This is a genomic window from Telluria sp. LT2P34, assembly GCF_059685915.1.
Genome location: NZ_JCASIN010000002.1, coordinates 1,012,830 through 1,030,370, shown reverse-complemented (window position 1 = coordinate 1,030,370; position 17,541 = coordinate 1,012,830). Strand labels below are relative to the sequence as shown.

Sequence of the window (17,541 nt, the reverse complement as noted above, 5' to 3'; positions counted from 1 at the left end):
GGCATATTCGTCTAATTTTCTTTACGAATAGGCGACATGCGTATTGTGAATATCTCTCTCCATGATCTTTCTCAGGCGTTCTGGCTGCAGGCCACCGTCACATTCGTCACTGGGTTGTCGCCCATGACTCCGGCGCCATTACTGACGGTGCAGGTGAAGCCGACCGGCTGCTTCAGCACCGTGATGCCGTAGGTCTGGCCATAGGTCACCGGGTTGGCCAGGGTAAAGCTGGTGGCGGCGGCGGGGATGACGACGATCGCGCCGCCCGAGCTGCCGTTGATCAGTTGCAGTTCGCCGCTGGTCAGCCCCGTTACCGTGCCGCCGACCTGGTTGCTGACCAGGACGCAGCTGATGACGGCATTGATGACGGACAGGCGACCTGCGGTGTCGGCAGTGCCGCCGTTCTGGGCGCAGACCTGGTGCTGCGGCGGGGTCTTGATGGTCACGTCGTACAGGTCGCCATAGTCGACCTGGTTTTTGAACGCATACTCGACGTTCTTCGGCGTGCGGCCGATTACCTTGCCGGCTGCATCCTTGACATCGTCATACCCGCTTGGTCCCACCGTCAGGTCTTCACCATTGTTCGTCAGCACCAGTCCCGGAAATTCCAGGCCGGTGACGACGCCGCCGATGGTAAACGACGAACTGCCGCCGCCGCAGGCGGAAAGGCCGGCGGCCAGCGCCAGGGTCAGCGCGGACAGCGCCAGGGTGGATTTCTTCAAATTAGCCTCCAGAATCATGGGGTGCAACGCACGACGATGTTCGAAACATTGCTAGCTGGCATTTTCTCGTTGGTGCCGTTTTCCACGGTGCAGTTCGGGCCGCCAGCCACGGGCAGTACGGTCACGCCATACGGCGACTCTTCCGATACCGGGGCCATCTGGAAGGTCGTGGCGTTCGGTGCGACTTCGACGCGGTCGGTGCCGTTGACGAGCACGAGGCCGCTCCTGTTGCCGAGGCCGGTGATGGTGCCGCCCAGGGTCCACTTGCGGATCGTGCAGGCGACGAAGACATTCGTGACGTTGAAGACGGCGCGGCCGGTCTGGTTGGTGACGACGCAACCGCCCGGTTCGACGTTGCTCGGCACACTCTTGACCTCGACGAAATAGCGTTCGTCGGTTTCGACCAGCTCCGTGAACAGGAAGCTGCCGGACTGAGTGACGGCAAGGTCGTTGCCGCCGTTGTTCGTCAGCACCAGGCCCGGCTTGGTGACACCGGTCGCCTGGCCGCCAATGTACAGGTCGCCGTCACCGCCGCCACAGGCGGACAGGCTCAGCGCGCATGCCAGCGCGAGGCCGGCACGCAGGGGGGAACGAATCATCATTTCTCCAAATAAAAAGGGAAGGGCTGGCGCGCGCGGGATGCGCCGGGCCGCACGGTAGAAGTTTGCCCATCATTTTAGAGCATTTGACAAGCCCCGGGCTCATTGCGCTGTGTATCAAGCTGTAACTCACGCTGTAACGATCGCGCGCTTGCACGCATTTGCTCGCATTTGCTTTTAGCCGCTGGCCTCGCTATGCTTGGTCAGCCCCCATTTATGCACGGAACATGACGCCCACCTACCGCCGCCCCTGGCCCAAAGCCGTCCTGTTCGATCTCGACGATACCCTGTGGCCGATCGCGCCCGTGATCCTGCAGGCCGAGCAGACCCTGTTCGCGTGGCTTGCCAACAACGCGCCGCGGGTAGCGGAACGCTTCACCATCGACAGCCTGCGCCAGGCGCGCCTTGAACTGCTGGCGCGCAAACCCGAGTTCCAGCTCGACCTGGGCGCCCTGCGCCGTGCCGGCTTGACCGCCGCGTTCGAGCAGGCCGGCGAAGACGCAGCCAAGGTCGAGCAGGCGATGACGGAATTCTTCGCCGCCCGCAATGCCGTGGTGCCGTATGACGATGTGCTGCCCGGCCTGCTGCGCCTGAAGGGGCGCGTGCTGATTGGCTCGGTCACCAACGGCAATGCCGACTTGCAGACCATCGGCCTGGCCCACTATTTTCATGCCTCGGTATCGGCGCCGGCGTTCGGGCGCGCCAAGCCGGACCCGGCGATTTTCCACGCCGCGCTCGCGGCGCTTGGCGTGGCGCCGCACGATGCGGTCTACGTCGGCGACGACCTCGTGCTCGATGTGCAGGGCGCCCAGCGCGCCGGGCTGCGCGCCGTGTGGATGAACCGCACCGGCAGCCGGCGCCACCTCGACGAGGGCATACAGCCGGACGCGACCGTCGCCGATTTCGACGGTTTGCTCGCCTGGCTCAAGCGCGAACACCTTTAAGCGGCGCCCTCGGGAACCATCGGAGCGATCGAACGTGCATAATAGGTCCAGAACATTCTGCCGCTTGCCCTCCCATGTCTCTTGAACCCCGTGCCCAAACCCTCCTGAAAGCCCTGGTCGAGCGTTATATCGCCGACGGCCAGCCGGTCGGGTCGCGCGCGCTCTCGAAGATCTCGGGCCTGGACCTGTCGCCGGCCACGATCCGCAACATCATGGCCGACCTCGAGGAAATGGGCTATGTCGCCAGCCCCCACACCTCGGCCGGCCGGGTGCCAACGCCGCGCGGCTACCGGCTGTTCGTCGACACCCTGCTGACGGTGCAGCACATCGACGGCCAGCACGGAGTCAGCCCCGAGCACATGCGCTTCTCGACCCAGCACCCGCAAAAGCTGATCGCCAACGCGGCGCAGATGCTGTCCTCCTTGACCCAGTTCGCCGGCGTGGTGCAGAGCCCGCGCCGCGAGTCGGTGTTCCAGCAGATCGAATTCCTGCGCCTGTCCGAGCGCCGCATCCTGCTCGTCATCGTCGACCCGCGCGGCGACGTGCAGAACCGCCTGCTGCTGACCGAGGTCGACTACACGCCGAACCAGCTGGTGCAGTCGGCCAATTACCTGAACCAGAACTTCGCCGGCCTGACCTTCGACGAAGTGCGCCGGCGCCTGGGTTCCGAACTGCGCCAGTTGCGCGACGACATCGGCGGCCTGATGCAAACGGCGGTGGAGGCCGGCACCGAGGCCATGGCGGAGCAGGGCGACGGCATGGTCATCTCCGGCGAGCGCAACCTGCTGTCGGTGTCGGACCTGTCCTCCAACATGAGTTCGCTACGCCAGATGTTCGAAATGTTCGAGCAGAAAACCGGGCTGATGCAATTGCTCGACATGTCGAGCAAGGCCGGCGGCGTGCAGATTTTTATCGGCGGCGAATCGAAGCTGGTGCCGATGGACGAAATGAGCGTGGTGACCGCGCCCTACGAGGTCAACGGCAAGATCGTCGGCACCCTGGGCGTCATCGGACCGACGCGCATGGCCTACGAGCGCGTGATTCCGATCGTGGACATCACGGCCAAATTGCTGTCGAATGCCTTGAGCCATTCCTGATCGGCCATGGCCGCGTGGAACATAAAAAATGGCGCCATCGGCGCCATTGTTCGTTGCAGCCTGCAGCCCTCAATTCCGATGCGGGCAGGCCGGCTTGATGCAATTGCCGTAGATGGCCAGCGCGTGCTCGGCGATCTTGAAGCCGCGTTCGACGGCGATCTTGTGCTGCCGCGATTCGATTTCTTCGTCGTAGAATTCTTCGACATGGCCGCAGTCGAGGCAGACCAGGTGGTCGTGGTGCGAACCGGCATTCAGTTCATAAATCGCCTTGCCGGTTTCGAAGTGATTGCGGTTCAGCAGGCCGGCCTGCTCGAACTGGGTCAGGACCCGATACACGGTCGCCAGGCCGACATCCATGTTCTCGGCAAGCAGGATTTTGTAGACGTCTTCCGCCGTCAGGTGCCGCACTTCGCTGTTCTGAAAAATTTCCAGGATCTTCAGGCGCGGCAACGTCGCCTTCAGGCCGCTCGCCTTCAGGTCGGTCGGATTGTTACTCATGTTTGTTACTCGTAGATGGGCGGAGTGCTTTATGATATAGCGTTTTGGAAGCTCCCGCTTAATCGTTTTGAGGTTACTTATGCGCGTCATCGATGCTCTTGTCCGTCGTTCCCATGCCCGCGCCGCGCTCGCTGCGGGCCTCGCATGCACGCTGCTCCTGTCCGGTTGCGCATCCTGGCGTAACGCGACGCAGCCGGCCGCGCCGGCCAACACGTCCCCGCAAGCAATGCAAGCCGATGCGGACAAAGCGGCTGCGCTGGCCAATTCCGGTGCGCAAACGACGCAGGTCACCAAGCTGCAGAAATTCCTGTGGGTGTTCTCGCCTTACCGTCCGGACATCCAGCAAGGTAACTTCGTCTCCCAGGAAATGCTGTCGCAACTGAAAGTGGGCCAGACCCGCGACCAGGTGCGCTTCCTGCTGGGGACACCGCTGCTGACCGACATGTTCCACGCCAACCGCTGGGACTATCCGTTCTATCTGGCGCGTGGCAATGGCGAGCTGACCACCAGCCGCGTCACCGTGTATTTCAAGGATGACGTGGTCGAGCGTTTCGACGGCGGCAACCTGCCGACCGAGCGCGAGTACATCGCGCGCATCGCCGGCCCGATCAAGCAATTCAACAAGGACGCGAAGAAGGCCGCCGCGCCATCGACCCGCCCGATCGAGCCCACGAATGCCGCGCAACCGGCCACCTCGACCACCACCCCATAACGTCATGAAGCAGATGAAAATCGCGGTGGCCGGCGCCAGCGGGCGCATGGGCCGCATGCTGGTCGAGGCGATCGCGGCCGCGCCCGACGCAGTGCTGGCCGGCGCGCTCGACGTGGCGGGCTCTCCCGCCATCGGCCAGGACGCCGGCGCCTTTTCGGGCCAGCTCACCGGCGTCATCATCGAGTCCGACCTGGCGCGCGCGCTGCTTGGGGCCGACTGCCTGATCGACTTCACCCGCCCCGAAGGCACGCTCGAGCACCTGCGCTATTGCGCCGAGCATGGCGTCAAGATCGTCATCGGCACCACCGGTTTCGACGACGCCGGCAAGGCGGCAATTACCGCCGCCGCCGACAAGACCGCCGTCGTGTTCGCACCGAACATGAGCGTGGGCGTGAACGTCACCCTGAAACTGCTGGAGCTGGCCGCCAAAAGCTTCGCCGAAGGCTATGACATCGAAATCATCGAGGCGCACCACCGGCACAAGGTCGATGCGCCCTCGGGCACCGCCCTCAAGATGGGCGAAGTCATTGCCGACGCGCTCGGGCGCGACCTGAAAGACTGCGCCGTGTATGGCCGCGAAGGCGTCACCGGCGAGCGCGATCCGTCGACCATCGGTTTCGCCACCGTGCGCGGCGGCGATATCGTGGGCGACCATACCGTGCTGTTCGCCGGCACCGGCGAGCGCATCGAGATCACCCACAAATCGAGCAGCCGCGTCACCTACGCGCATGGCGCCCTGCGCGCCGCACGCTTCATCGCCGGCCGCGCGAATGGCCTGTACGATATGCAGGACGTACTGGGACTCCAAACGGGATCGAAAGGCTGAATATGGCAATTGCAGAACTGAATGGCGCGGCCATCGTCGACGAAGCCTCGTTTTATGCCGAGAGCCGCAACGCCTTCGGCTTCCACACCGCGTCCGGCGACACCATCGACACCTGGGTCGACTGCCTGAGCTACCTGCGCGACGACGAGAACATGACCAAGTTCCGCCTGCAGCCCGACGAAGTGCTGGAAATCGTCATCACCGACAGCGGCCCCCTGCGCGGCCGCCTGCCCGACCTGGTCGACGAAATCATCTTCTGCGTCGGCGGCATCAACGAGCGCTACGAGGATTACGGCGAGAAGCCGGCGCTGGAACTGGTGTTGCGCTAAGGGTTTTGCAGCATGAAACGGCTGGGCAAGGCCGCACTGCTGCTGCTCGCGTTATTGCTGGCCTACCTCGCCATCGCCGCTGCCTGGGCGGCAGCGTCGAGCGACGAGCTGCTCGCACGGCATCCGGACACACGCCAGGTAGCGCTGTCGCCACGCCAGCGCGATATCCTGCTCAGGATCGAAGACCCGACCTTCTTTTCCCATCATGGACTCAGCCTGGCCGACGGCCAGGGCCTCGCCACGATCTCGTCCGGCGTTGCACGCGAGTTGTTCCTGTACGGGCCAAAGCTGGACGGCGTCAAAGGACTGCTGCAAGACTTTTACCGCAGCGTGTTCGACTGCTGCAAGAAGGTCGACCTCGGCCGCGATACGATGGCGCTGGTGCTCGATGCCAGAACCTCGAAAGAGCGCCAGCTGGCCATCTACGTGTTCAGCGTCTACATGGGGCGCGATGAGGGCCGGCAGGTACGCGGCCTGGAGGCGGCGGCCGACGCTTACCTTGGCAAACCGCTGGCCGCAGCCAGCGACGACGAGATGGCGCAACTGGTCGCCATGATCCGCGCCCCGAATGCCCTGCATCCGGTGCGCGAGCGGGCGGCGTACCAGCTGCGCCTGGCGCGGGTGAGGGCGCTGCTGGCGGGACGCTGCAAGCCGGCGGGCTGGTTCGACACGACCTACGCGCAGTGCGCGGGTTAGGCGTCCTTCTGCATCTGCCGCGAGGTCTTCCAGCCCTTCGCCGTAGTAGAAGATGAACCAGTATAATGTTCTGCTCCACTCCCACATTCCGTCCGCAGAACATCATGCAAGATAAATATAGTCCAGCCGAAGTTGAACAGGGCGCGCAGGCGTACTGGAAATCGATCGATGCGTATAAAGCCATCGAGCACGATCCACGTTTTCCTAAAGGCAAGTATTACGCCTGTTCGATGCTGCCTTACCCGTCCGGCAAGCTGCACATGGGGCATGTGCGCAACTATACGATCAACGACGTGATGTACCGCTACCTGCGGATGAACGGCTACAACGTGCTCATGCCGATGGGCTGGGACGCCTTCGGCATGCCGGCCGAGAACGCGGCGATGGCGAACAGCGTGCCGCCGGCCGAATGGACCTATTCGAACATCGCCCACATGCGCGGGCAGATGGAGTCGATGGGTCTCGCCATCGACTGGTCGCGCGAAATGACCGCCTGCAAGCCGGAATACTACAAGTGGAACCAGTGGATGTTCCTCAAGATGCTGGAAAAAGGGATCATCTACCAGAAGACCGGCACCGTGAACTGGGACCCGGTCGACCAGACCGTGCTCGCCAACGAGCAGGTCGTCGACGGGCGCGGCTGGCGTTCCGGCGCGCCGATCGAAAAGCGCGAAATCCCGATGTACTACGTGCGCATCACCGACTATGCCGACGAACTGCTCGATTACGTCGACAACAAGCTGCCGGGCTGGCCCGAGCGCGTGCGCACCATGCAGACCAACTGGATCGGCAAGTCGGTCGGCGTGCGCTTCGCCTTCCCGCACGTGATCATGGACGACGCCGGTGAGCTGATCAACGACGGTAAGCTCTACGTCTTCACCACCCGCGCCGACACCATCATGGGCGTGACCTTCTGCGCCGTGGCCGCCGAACACCCGCTGGCCCAGCACGCCGCGAGCACCAATCCGGATCTCGCCGCCTTCATCGCCGAGTGCAAGCTCGGTTCCGTCATCGAAGCCGACATGGCGACGATGGAAAAGAAGGGCATGCCGACCGGCCTGTTCGTCACCCACCCAGTAACCGGCGAGCAGGTGCCGGTCTGGGTCGGCAACTACGTCCTGATCACCTATGGCGACGGCGCCGTGATGGGCGTGCCGGGCCACGACGAGCGCGATTTCGAATTCGCCAAAAAATACGATTTGCCGATCAAGCAGGTCGTCGAAGTCGAAGGCCAGGAGTATTCGCTGGACGGCTGGCAGGCCTGGTACGGCGACAAGGAAAGCGGCCGCGTCATCAATTCGGGCAAGTACGACGGCCTCGATTACACGGCGGCCGTGAATGCGGTGTCGGGCGACCTGGCGGCGCAGGGCCTGGGCGACAAGAAGGTCACCTTCCGCCTGCGCGACTGGGGCATTTCGCGCCAGCGCTACTGGGGCACGCCGATCCCGATGATCCACTGCGCCGAGTGCGGCGTGGTGCCGGTGCCGGAAGCGGACCTGCCGGTCGTGCTGCCCGAGCACCTGGTCCCTGACGGCACCGGCAACCCGCTGAACAAGGACGACGCCTTCCTGAAGTGCGACTGCCCGAAATGCGGCAAGAGCGCGCGCCGCGAGACCGACACGATGGACACCTTCATCGATTCGTCCTGGTACTACATGCGCTATACCTCGCCGGGCTCGAACGAGGCCATGGTCGACGCGCGCAACGATTACTGGATGCCGATGGACCAGTACATCGGCGGCATCGAGCACGCCGTCATGCACCTGCTGTACGCGCGCTTCTGGACCAAGGTCATGCGCGACTTCGGCCTGGTGAAATTCGACGAGCCGTTCGTGAACCTGCTGACCCAGGGCATGGTCCTGAACGAGACCTATTACCGCGAAGACGCCTCCGGCAAGAAAACCTGGTTCAACCCGGCCGACGTCGAACTCGTGTTCGACGACAAGGGCCGCCCGCAGAGCGCGACCCTGAAAAGCGATGGCCAGCCGGTGCAGATCGGCGGCACCGAAAAGATGTCGAAGTCGAAGAACAACGGCATCGATCCGCAAGCGCAGATCGCGCAGTACGGCGCCGACACCGCGCGCCTGTTCACGATGTTCGCCTCGCCGCCGGAACAGACCCTGGAGTGGTCGGATACCGGCGTGGAAGGCGCCAGCCGCTTCCTGCGCCGTGTCTGGGCCTTCGCCTATGCCCAGCGCGAACGCGTTGCCGCGGCCTTGGCCGGCCAGCAGCAAGGAACTGTGGAAGAAGCCCATAAAACGCTGCGCCGCGAAGTGCACAAGATCCTGCAGCAGGCCGACTACGACCTCAAGCGCATCCAGTACAACACCGTGGTGTCGGCCTGCATGAAGATGCTCAACACGCTGGAGCAGGCAAAGCTGGCCGAGGGCGTGGCCGGCGACGCCGTCATCGCCGAGGGCCTGTCGGTCTTCCTGCGCATGCTGAACCCGGTGGCGCCGCACATCACCCACGCGCTGTGGCAGGAACTCGGCTACGCACAGGTCCACGGCGACATCCTCGACGTGCAGTGGCCGGAAGTGGATGCGCAGGCGCTGGAGCAGGCCGAGATCGAGATGATGATCCAGGTGAACGGCAAGCTGCGCGGCTCGGTGAAGGTGGCCAAGGATGCCGACAAGGCGACGGTCGAGGCGGCCGCGCTGGCCTGCGAAGCCGTTCAGAAGTTCCTCGAAGGCGCGCCGAAGAAGGTCATCGTCGTGCCCGGCAAACTCGTCAACATCGTGGTCTGAACCATGCGCGCCCCTTTGACTCTCTTCAAGCGCGCGGCGGCGGCCTTGCTGCTGGCGCTGACGGTGGCCGCGTGCGGCTTCCAGCTGCGCGGCTCGACCGGCGCCTACGACATGCCCTTCTCCAGCATCTACCTGGCCTTCCCGGACACCTCGCCGCTCGGCAATGAGCTCAGGCGCAACCTGCGCGCCGGCGAGCGCGTCGTCGTCACGCCGACCCAGGACGGCGCACAGGCGCGCTTCGAGGTGCTGTCCGAAACCCGCAACAAGGCCGTCCTGTCGCTGAATAACCTGGGCCGCGTGCGCGAGTACCTGCTGAGCTATACGCTGGTGTTCCAGGTGCGCGACGCCAGCGGCAAGCTGCTGCTGGGGCCGACCGACATCACGCTGCGCCGCAACCTCGCCTTCAGCGAGGAAGCGGTGCTGGCCAAGGAAGGCGAAGAAGCGCTGCTGTACCGCGACATGCAGTCCGACCTGGTGCAGCAGGTCATGCGCCGCCTGGCGGCCGTGAAACTCCAGTGAGCACAGCAGGCGCAACAGGGATGATCGATGCAACTACGGCCTGAGGCGCTCGAGCCCCACCTGGCAAAAGGACTCGCCCCGTTGTACGTCATCACCAGCGACGAGCACCTGCTGGCGCTGGAGGCGGCCGACAAGATCCGCCGCGCCGCGCACGCCGCCGGCCACACCGAACGCGAGGTCCTGAGCGTCGAGCGCAGCTTCAAATGGGGCGAGCTGCTGGCGGCGAACCAGGCCTTGTCCCTGTTCGGCGACAAGAAGCTGATCGAACTGCGCATCCCCAGCGGCAAACCGGGCAAGGACGGCGGCGCCGCCCTGCAGGCCTATGCCAAGGACCTCAGCCCCGACAACATCACCATCATCACGCTGCCGAAACTCGACTGGCAGACGGCAAAGGCGGCTTGGGTCGGCGCCCTGCAGCAGGCCGCCGTGTACATCGAGATCCCAAGCATCGAACGGGCGCAGCTGCCGGCCTGGATCGGCCAGCGCCTGGCGGCGCAAGGGCAGGGCGCGGACCGCACGGCGCTCGACTTCATCGCCGACCGGGTCGAGGGCAACCTGCTGGCGGCGCACCAGGAAATCCAGAAGCTGGGCCTGCTGCACGAGCCGGGAAAACTGAGCTACGAGCAGGTGCAGGACGCGGTGCTGAACGTGGCGCGCTATGATGTCTTCAAGCTGTCGGAAGCGATGCTGGCCGGCGACCCGGCGCGCCTGACGCGCATGCTCGAGGGGCTCAAAGGAGAGGGCGAGGCGCTGCCGCTGGTGCTGTGGGCCGTCTCCGAAGAGCTGCGCACGCTGCTGAAACTGAAGGCCGGGATGGCGCAGGGGCGTCCGCTCGGGGCTTTGATGAAGGAATACCGGATCTGGGGGCCGCGCGAGCGCATGATGGAGCCGGCGCTGCGGCGGGTCTCGCTCGCCACGCTCTCGAACGCGCTGCAGCAGGCGGCGCAGGTGGACAAGATGGTCAAGGGCCTGCGCGCCAAGGGGTTTGCCGGCGATGCGTGGGATGCGATGCTGCAGCTGGCCTTGCGGGTGGCCGGGTAGGGAAGGAAGCGACACCATGGACATCACCGACTACATGCACACCCTGGGCCGCCAGGCCCGCACGGCCGCGCGCGCGATGGCGCGGGCCGATGGCGCCGCGCGCAACCGTGCGCTGCTCCTGATCGCCGAAGCCATCGAACGCGATGCTTCGCTCCTGTCCGCGGCCAACGGGCGCGATCTCGAGGCCGCCCGCAATGCCGGCCTCGAACCCGCGCTGCTCGAGCGCCTGGCCCTGTCTCCAGGCGCGATCGCGACCATGGTCGACGGCCTGCGCCAGATCGCCGCGCTGCCCGATCCCGTCGGCGGCATCTCGAACATGACAACCCGCCCGAGCGGCATCCAGGTCGGCCAGATGCGCGTGCCGCTGGGCGTGATCGGCATCATCTACGAGGCGCGCCCGAACGTCACGGTGGACGCCGCGGGCCTGTGCATCAAGAGCGGCAACGCGGCGATCCTGCGCGGCGGCTCCGAAGCCATCCATTGCAACCGGGCGCTGGCGGCATTGGTCGCCGAAGGTGTCGGCAAAGCCGGGCTGCCGGTCGATGCCGTGCAGGTGGTCGACACGGTCGACCGCGCCGCCGTCGGCGTCCTGATCACGATGCCGCACTACGTGGACGTGATCGTGCCGCGCGGCGGCAAAAGCCTGATCGCGCGCCTGATGGCGGAAGCGACGGTCCCGATGATCAAGCACCTCGACGGCATCTGCCACGTCTACATCGACGACAAGGCCGACGTCGCGAAAGCGCTGCCGATTGCGTTCAATGCCAAATGCCACCGCTACGGCACCTGCAACACGATGGAAACGCTGCTGGTGGCGCGCTCGGTCGCTGCAAGCGTGCTGCCGCAACTGGCGCAACTGTATGAAACTGAACAGGTCGAGCTGCGCGCCGACGCCGAGGCCCACGCGATCCTGGCCGGCTACCCGCGGCTGGCCGCGGCCAGCGAAGAAGACTGGAATACCGAATACCTGGCGCCGATCCTGGCGATCAAGGTGGTGGCCGGCATCGACGAAGCGATGGACCACATCGACCGCTATTCGTCCAAGCACACGGACGCGATCGTCACCGAAGACTACAGCGCGGCCCTGCGCTTCCTGCGCGAGGTGGATTCGGCTTCGGTGATGGTGAACGCCTCGACCCGGTTCGCCGACGGTTTCGAGTATGGGCTGGGCGCCGAAATCGGCATCTCGAACGACAAGCTGCACGCACGCGGCCCGGTCGGGCTGGAAGGGCTCACTTCACTCAAATACGTCGTCTTCGGTCACGGCGAAATTCGCACCTGACAACACCCTCATGGCGGCGTTGCACCGTCTCGCCGTACTAGCGTACTGTCATCGACGGTGCGCCTTGCCCTGAGGGCGCTGTCAGGCGCTCTGATGTTTTAATAATAAGGAATTTATGTACCTCTGGATCAAAGCCTTCCACATCATCTTCATCGCCTCCTGGTTCGCCGGCCTGTTCTACCTGCCGCGCATCTACGTCAACCTGGCCCAGGAAAGCGACGCCGCTGCCACTGCGCGCCTGCTCGGCATGGCGCGCCGGCTGTTCCGTTTCACGACCATCCTGGCGCTGCCGGCGCTGTTGCTGGGCCTCTGGCTGATGCTGGGCTTCGGCATCAAGGGCGGCTGGATGCATGCGAAACTGGCGCTGGTGGTACTGGCGATCGGCTACCATCATGCCTGCGGCTCGCTGCTCAGGAAATTCGAGCGCGGCGCGAATGTGCGCAGCCATACCTGGTATCGCTGGTTCAACGAAGTGCCGGTGGTCTTGCTGGTCCTGATCGTGATCCTGGTGGTGGTCAAGCCGTTCTGAATTCCCATGGCCGCAAGCGGAGGCGCTTGCGGCAACAATCTTTTTTTACCAACGGACAAAGGGTACTCCCATGACCTCATATTTTTGCCCATGCCCGCGCGGCATGGAAGCGGCGCTTGCCGAAGAAATCGCTGAAATCGCAGAGCAGCACAGCAGTACGCTGAAGGTGCACCAACAGGTGCCGGGCGGCGTGCACTGCTCGGGCAGCCTGGTCGATTCCTACCTCGTCAACCTGCATTCGCGGATTGCCTCGCGCGTGCTGATGCGCATGGCCCAGCGCAGCTACACCACCGAAAACGACATCTACGACCTCGTGCTCGAGCAGCCCTGGGAAGACTGGTTCGGCGTCGGCCACACGATCCGGGTCGACGTCACGGCGGTGAAATCGCCGCTGCGCAGCCTCGAATTCACGACCCTGAAAATCAAGGACGCGATCTGCGACCGCTTCCGCGACCAGTTCGGCGAGCGCCCGTCGGTCGACACGCGCGAGCCGGACATGCGCATCGTCGGTTTCCTCGATGCGCGCAACTTCATCATCTACCTCGACACGTCGGGCGAAGCGCTGTTCAAGCGCGGCTGGCGCGAAGAAACGGGCGACGCGCCGCTGCGCGAGAACCTGGCGGCCGGCATGCTGCGCGTGGCGGGCTGGAAGCCGGGCACGCCGCTGTTCGACCCGATGTGCGGCTCGGGCACGATCCTGATCGAGGCGGCCCAGATCCTGCAGGGTATTCCCGCGGGCGCGCGGCGCCGCTTCGCGTTCGAAAAATTCGCCGATTTCGACAGCAAGGCCTGGCAAGACATGAAGGCCGCGATCAAGGCCAATCCGCTGCCTGCAGAGCCCAGCATCTTCGGTTCCGACATTTCCGGCGACATGGTCGAGATGACGCGGCATAACCTGAAAATCGCGGGCATCATGTTTGAAGTGCCCCTGAAACAGATCGAGGCGCAGCACGTGAGCCCGCCGGTCGAGGGCCCGGGCATCCTGCTGACCAACCCGCCCTACGGCGAACGCATCGGCGTGCGCGGGGATTCGACCATGGCGCCGGACGACATGGCGGTGTCTTTCTATTCGGCGCTGGGCACCACGCTCAAGCAGCGTTTCGCCGGCTGGACCGTGTTCCTGTTCACCGCCGACCTGTCGCTGCCGAAGCTGCTGCGCCTGAAAGAAGCGCGCAAGACGCCGTTCTTCAACGGCGCCCTCGAATGCCGCCTGTTCCGCTTCGACATGGTGGCCGGCTACAACCGCCGCGAGGAAGCCAAGCCAAAACCGGGCCTGCCGCAGGAATAAGCCATGCTGCCGCCGACCGAACCCGACCTGCTGCCGAAAGACCCCGTGGTCCCGGTGCCGCTGCCGGCGCCGCACAAGATCGTCATGCTGTCGGCAGGCGGCCTGGCGATGGTGCTGGCGGCGCTGGCGATGCTGGGGCCGTTCTCGATCGACGCCTACCTGCCGGCTTTCCCGCAGATCCAGGCCGACTTGCGGGCCACGCCACTCGAAGTGCAGCAGACCCTGACCGCCTACATGCTGGCGTTTTCCGGCATGGTGCTGTGGCACGGCGCGCTGTCGGACGCGTTTGGACGGCGCAACGTGATCCTGGTGGCGCTGGTTGTGTTCGCGATCGGCACCCTGGGCTGCGCGGCCGCCTCCACCGTGCATTACCTGTGGGTGTTCCGCATCATGCAGGGGGTGTCGGCCGGCGCCGGGGTGGTGGTCGGGCGCGCCATCATCCGCGACCTGTATTCGGATGCGCCGGCGGCGCGCCTGCTGTCGATGGTGACGATGATTTTCTCGATCGCGCCGGCCCTGGCTCCGGTGCTGGGTGGCTGGATCGTCACCTGGTTCGACTGGCGCGCGATCTTCCTGGCGCTGTGCGGCTATACGGTGGTGCTGGGCTGGGTATGCTGGCAGCACCTGCCGGAAACGGTGCCGCCCGGCCAGCGCCAGCCCTTCAATCCGCGCTTCCTGGCGCAGAGCTACAGCGCCATTTTCAGCTCCGTGCTGTTCCACCTGAAGGCCGGCATCACGGCCCTGAACTTTGCCGGGCTGTTCCTCTACATTACCGCCTCGCCGGTGCTGCTGCCGGTGCACCTCGGGCTCGGCCCCTCGGAATTTGCCTGGCTGTTCGTGCCGACCGTGAGCGGCATTTTCCTGGGCTCGATGGCGGCCAACCGCATGGCCGGCAAGCAGAGCTTCGCGCGCCAGATCTGGATGGGTTTCGGCTTCATGCTCAGCGCCGTCGCCTTCAATGTCGGCTACCACCTGTTCCTGCCGCCGGCGCTGCCGTGGACGGTGCTGCCGATGTTCGTGTTCACCTTCGGCAGCTCGCTCATTTCGCCCGGCGCGACCCTGCTCGCGCTCGACCTGTTCCCGCACATCCGCGGTACCGCCGCGTCCTGCCAGTCCTTCATCACGACCCTGCTCGGCGCAATCGTGGCCGGCGTGATTTCGCCGGCGCTGTCGCATTCGGTGCTGGCGCTGGCGCTGGGCCAGGCCGGTTTCGCCGTGCTCTCGCTGCTGCTGTGGCTGACGGCCCGCCGCTACCGCCGGGTCAGGGAGCAGCGCGGCGCGTAGCACTGAGCATGACACCGCCGTTTCAGGTGTAAAAATGCTTTTATTGCAATAAAGTGTACCTAATATGCATAATTGTCCCAGGACTGACCAGACTTTTTACAGAAAGTATTGTTCCTGATCAGAAATGTATATATGCTAAGACGGCTTTTTAACAATGGAACAGAGGCAATTTATTTTCTCTGTTTCAAAGATTGCTTGATTGTCATGTCGTGGTAGCCCCGTCGGGAGCGCCACCCCGCAACCATCGTTTAGTGGCGTCCTCGCTTGAGACAATGCATCAACCAGACCAGGATATCCGCAATCGCCTGTTGATCGCCCGCTTGCCGGCGATGCCGCAGATACTCATCAAGCTGCTCGGGCACCTGCAGGCCGACGACCTCGGCATGCCGGAGCTGGCGGCCCTGATCGCGAACGACGCCGGCATTACCGGCAAGCTGCTGGCCACGGCCAGCAGTTCGGCCTATCACCGCAGTGGCCGCGGCACCAGCCTCGAACAGTCGCTCGTTGCGCTCGGCACCGACATGATCAAGACGCTGGTGATCAGCGATTCGGTGTTCCAGACCTTCAGCAGCTTCCCGCATTCCGGCAGCACCGACCTGCGCGCCTTCTGGAAAACCTCGCTGGCAGCGGCCGTGATCGCACGCGACATCGCGCGCCGCATCGACTATCCGCAGCTCGAGGAAGCCTATCTGGCCGGCCTGCTGCACAACGTCGGACGCCTGGCGCTGCTGGCCACCGCGCCCAAGGAATACGCGTTCAACTTTACCGCGCGCGACGACGAAAACCTGTGCGCGGTCGAGCAGCGCACGCTGCAGATCACCCACGCCGAAGCCGGCGCCTGGCTGATCGAGCGCTGGCAGCTCGACTCCTTCATGGCCGACGCCGTGCTGTACCACCACGAGTCGAGCGAGCGCCTGCAGTCGGCCCATCCCCTGATCCGCATCGTGCGCCTGGCGCACCTGATGGCCTGCCACTCCGAAGACCGCGAGGCAATGGGCGAGGGCGCGGCGCTGTGCGGCATCGAAGAGACTGAACTCGACGCGATGCTGACATCGGGCGCGCGCCAGGTCGACAAGGCCGCCGCCCACCTCGGCATCGACCTCGCCGGCGCCGACGACATCCCGACCCCGCCGGCCTATGCGCCGCCGACGCTCGACCCGGTCCAGCAGCGCCTCTCGGAAGAAGTGCGCAACCTGGTGCTGGTGTCGGAAGTCGGCCAGACCTTCGCGCGCCAGCAGGGCGAAAGCGGCCTGCTCGAATCGATGACGCGCTCGGCGCGCATCCTCTTCGATTTCGACAACACCGTGATCCTGCTCGAAAACCCCACCGGCCAGACCCTGGTCGGCGCGCCGAGTGGCAGCAGCGGTCGGATCGCCGAGTTCACCATCCCGCTGGGCAGGGGCGGCCAGGTGGCCGAGGCCGTGCAGCAGCGGCGCACCGCGTATATCCGGCGCGACGCCGAGGCGCTCGCCCTGCCCGAAGAACAGCTGCTGCGCATGCTCGGCACCGAAAGCATGGTCTGCCTGCCGCTGGTGGCGGGCGGGCGCTGCCTCGGCGTGATGGTCGGCGGCATCCAGGGCTGGCAGCTGGCCGATTGCCAGAAGCGCGAGCGCTTCATGCAGGCCTTCGGCGCCCAGGCCGCGAGCGCGCTCGAAACCGCGTTTTCCGAGCGCGGCAATGCGCGGCGCCAGCTGGCCAGCGTCGCCGAGGAATACCGCGAGGCCTCGCGCCGCGTGGTGCACGAGGTGAACAACCCGCTGTCGATCATTAAGAACTACCTGAGTGTCCTCGACAGCAAACTGGCGCGCCAGGAGCCGGTTACCACCGAAATGTCGGTCCTGAACGAAGAGATCGACCGCGTCGGCCAGCTGATCGGCAGCCTGGCCGAAATCCAGCCGGCCGCCACCGGTCCGCGTCCGCTCGACGTGGCCAAGGTGGTCGACGAGGTGGTGCGCCTGTTCCGCGCCGGCCAGTTCGTCCCGGCCGGCGTCCAGATCGCCACCAGCATGAACGACGAGGCGCGCCTGGTCGAGGGCGACGCCGACCTGCTCAAGCAGATCCTGGTGAACCTCGTCAAGAACGCGGTCGAGGCGCTGGCCGGTGGCGGGCGCATCGAGATCGTCAACCGCGGCCATGTCCACCGCGAGCGCAAGCTGTACCTGGAACTGGCCGTGACCGATACCGGTCCGGGCCTGTCGCCGGACGTGATGGCCAACCTGTTCTCGGTTGTGCGCAGCACCAAGGACGGCGCGCACCGTGGCCTGGGCCTGTCGATCGTCCATGGCCTGGTCAAGAAGCTGGGCGGCCAGATCGCCTGCCGCAGCGGCCGTGGCGGCACGGCATTCGAAATCCTGCTGCCGGCCTGGTCCGGCACCAGCTCCAACCCGGCGCCGGCACTTCCGGCGCGCGCAATCGGTTCTGTTTAAGG

Annotated in this window: 17 protein-coding genes; 14 read left to right on the top strand and 3 right to left on the bottom strand. The window is 65.0% G+C overall.

All coding sequences use genetic code 11. From position 1 onward, the window contains the following. Positions 1-71: 71 nt before the first annotated feature. Positions 72-722 carry a hypothetical protein gene (locus AC56KZ_RS10510; protein ID WP_497162096.1) on the bottom strand — a complete coding sequence of 217 codons (651 nt, stop codon included), beginning with the start codon at positions 720-722 and terminating at the stop codon, positions 72-74. Positions 723-736: 14 nt separating this feature from the next. Then, positions 737-1,321, bottom strand: a complete 585-nt coding sequence (locus tag AC56KZ_RS10505; protein ID WP_497162095.1) for a hypothetical protein — start codon at positions 1,319-1,321, stop codon at positions 737-739. A gap of 227 nt (positions 1,322-1,548) precedes the next feature. Here AC56KZ_RS10505 and AC56KZ_RS10500 point away from each other — a divergent pair, with 227 nt between their 5' ends. Continuing rightward, on the top strand, positions 1,549-2,265 hold the full coding sequence (locus AC56KZ_RS10500; protein WP_497162094.1) for an HAD family hydrolase: 717 nt from the start codon (positions 1,549-1,551) through the stop codon (positions 2,263-2,265). Positions 2,266-2,339: 74 nt separating this feature from the next. After that, positions 2,340-3,362 carry a heat-inducible transcriptional repressor HrcA gene (gene hrcA / locus AC56KZ_RS10495; RefSeq protein ID WP_497162093.1) on the top strand — a complete coding sequence of 341 codons (1,023 nt, stop codon included), beginning with the start codon at positions 2,340-2,342 and terminating at the stop codon, positions 3,360-3,362. 69 nt (positions 3,363-3,431) lie between these two features. On the opposite strand, the gene fur is transcribed toward hrcA, so the two are convergent. Then, entirely contained in the window at positions 3,432-3,860 is a 429-nt protein-coding gene (gene fur / locus AC56KZ_RS10490; RefSeq protein WP_497162092.1) for a ferric iron uptake transcriptional regulator, read from the bottom strand. 79 nt (positions 3,861-3,939) lie between these two features. Here fur and AC56KZ_RS10485 point away from each other — a divergent pair, with 79 nt between their 5' ends. The 12 genes from AC56KZ_RS10485 to AC56KZ_RS10430 all read left to right on the top strand — a co-directional run bounded on the left by AC56KZ_RS10485 (position 3,940) and on the right by AC56KZ_RS10430 (position 17,539). Further along, positions 3,940-4,572 carry an outer membrane protein assembly factor BamE gene (locus AC56KZ_RS10485; protein ID WP_497162091.1) on the top strand — a complete coding sequence of 211 codons (633 nt, stop codon included), beginning with the start codon at positions 3,940-3,942 and terminating at the stop codon, positions 4,570-4,572. Positions 4,573-4,576: 4 nt separating this feature from the next. Next, entirely contained in the window at positions 4,577-5,398 is an 822-nt protein-coding gene (dapB, locus tag AC56KZ_RS10480; protein ID WP_497162090.1) for a 4-hydroxy-tetrahydrodipicolinate reductase, read from the top strand. Between the two features lie 2 nt (positions 5,399-5,400). Then, positions 5,401-5,727 carry a barstar family protein gene (locus tag AC56KZ_RS10475; RefSeq protein ID WP_497162089.1) on the top strand — a complete coding sequence of 109 codons (327 nt, stop codon included), beginning with the start codon at positions 5,401-5,403 and terminating at the stop codon, positions 5,725-5,727. 12 nt (positions 5,728-5,739) lie between these two features. Continuing rightward, positions 5,740-6,423: a transglycosylase domain-containing protein gene (locus tag AC56KZ_RS10470; RefSeq protein WP_497162088.1), complete on the top strand. Its 684-nt coding sequence runs from the start codon at positions 5,740-5,742 to the stop codon at positions 6,421-6,423. Between the two features lie 104 nt (positions 6,424-6,527). After that, entirely contained in the window at positions 6,528-9,170 is a 2,643-nt protein-coding gene (gene leuS, locus AC56KZ_RS10465; protein WP_497162087.1) for a leucine--tRNA ligase, read from the top strand. 3 nt (positions 9,171-9,173) lie between these two features. Then, positions 9,174-9,689: an LPS-assembly lipoprotein LptE gene (locus AC56KZ_RS10460; protein WP_497162086.1), complete on the top strand. Its 516-nt coding sequence runs from the start codon at positions 9,174-9,176 to the stop codon at positions 9,687-9,689. A gap of 27 nt (positions 9,690-9,716) precedes the next feature. Then, a complete protein-coding gene (holA, locus tag AC56KZ_RS10455) occupies positions 9,717-10,730 on the top strand; it encodes a DNA polymerase III subunit delta (RefSeq protein WP_497162085.1) in 1,014 nt (337 codons plus the stop codon). A gap of 16 nt (positions 10,731-10,746) precedes the next feature. After that, a complete protein-coding gene (locus AC56KZ_RS10450) occupies positions 10,747-12,012 on the top strand; it encodes a glutamate-5-semialdehyde dehydrogenase (RefSeq protein WP_497162084.1) in 1,266 nt (421 codons plus the stop codon). 115 nt (positions 12,013-12,127) lie between these two features. Then, entirely contained in the window at positions 12,128-12,541 is a 414-nt protein-coding gene (locus AC56KZ_RS10445; protein ID WP_497162083.1) for a CopD family protein, read from the top strand. Between the two features lie 103 nt (positions 12,542-12,644). Continuing rightward, positions 12,645-13,829 carry a THUMP domain-containing class I SAM-dependent RNA methyltransferase gene (locus AC56KZ_RS10440; RefSeq protein ID WP_497162139.1) on the top strand — a complete coding sequence of 395 codons (1,185 nt, stop codon included), beginning with the start codon at positions 12,645-12,647 and terminating at the stop codon, positions 13,827-13,829. Between the two features lie 3 nt (positions 13,830-13,832). After that, on the top strand, positions 13,833-15,113 hold the full coding sequence (locus AC56KZ_RS10435) for a multidrug effflux MFS transporter (RefSeq protein WP_497162082.1): 1,281 nt from the start codon (positions 13,833-13,835) through the stop codon (positions 15,111-15,113). Between the two features lie 272 nt (positions 15,114-15,385). Next, positions 15,386-17,539 carry an HDOD domain-containing protein gene (locus AC56KZ_RS10430; protein ID WP_497162081.1) on the top strand — a complete coding sequence of 718 codons (2,154 nt, stop codon included), beginning with the start codon at positions 15,386-15,388 and terminating at the stop codon, positions 17,537-17,539. Positions 17,540-17,541 lie beyond the last annotated feature (2 nt).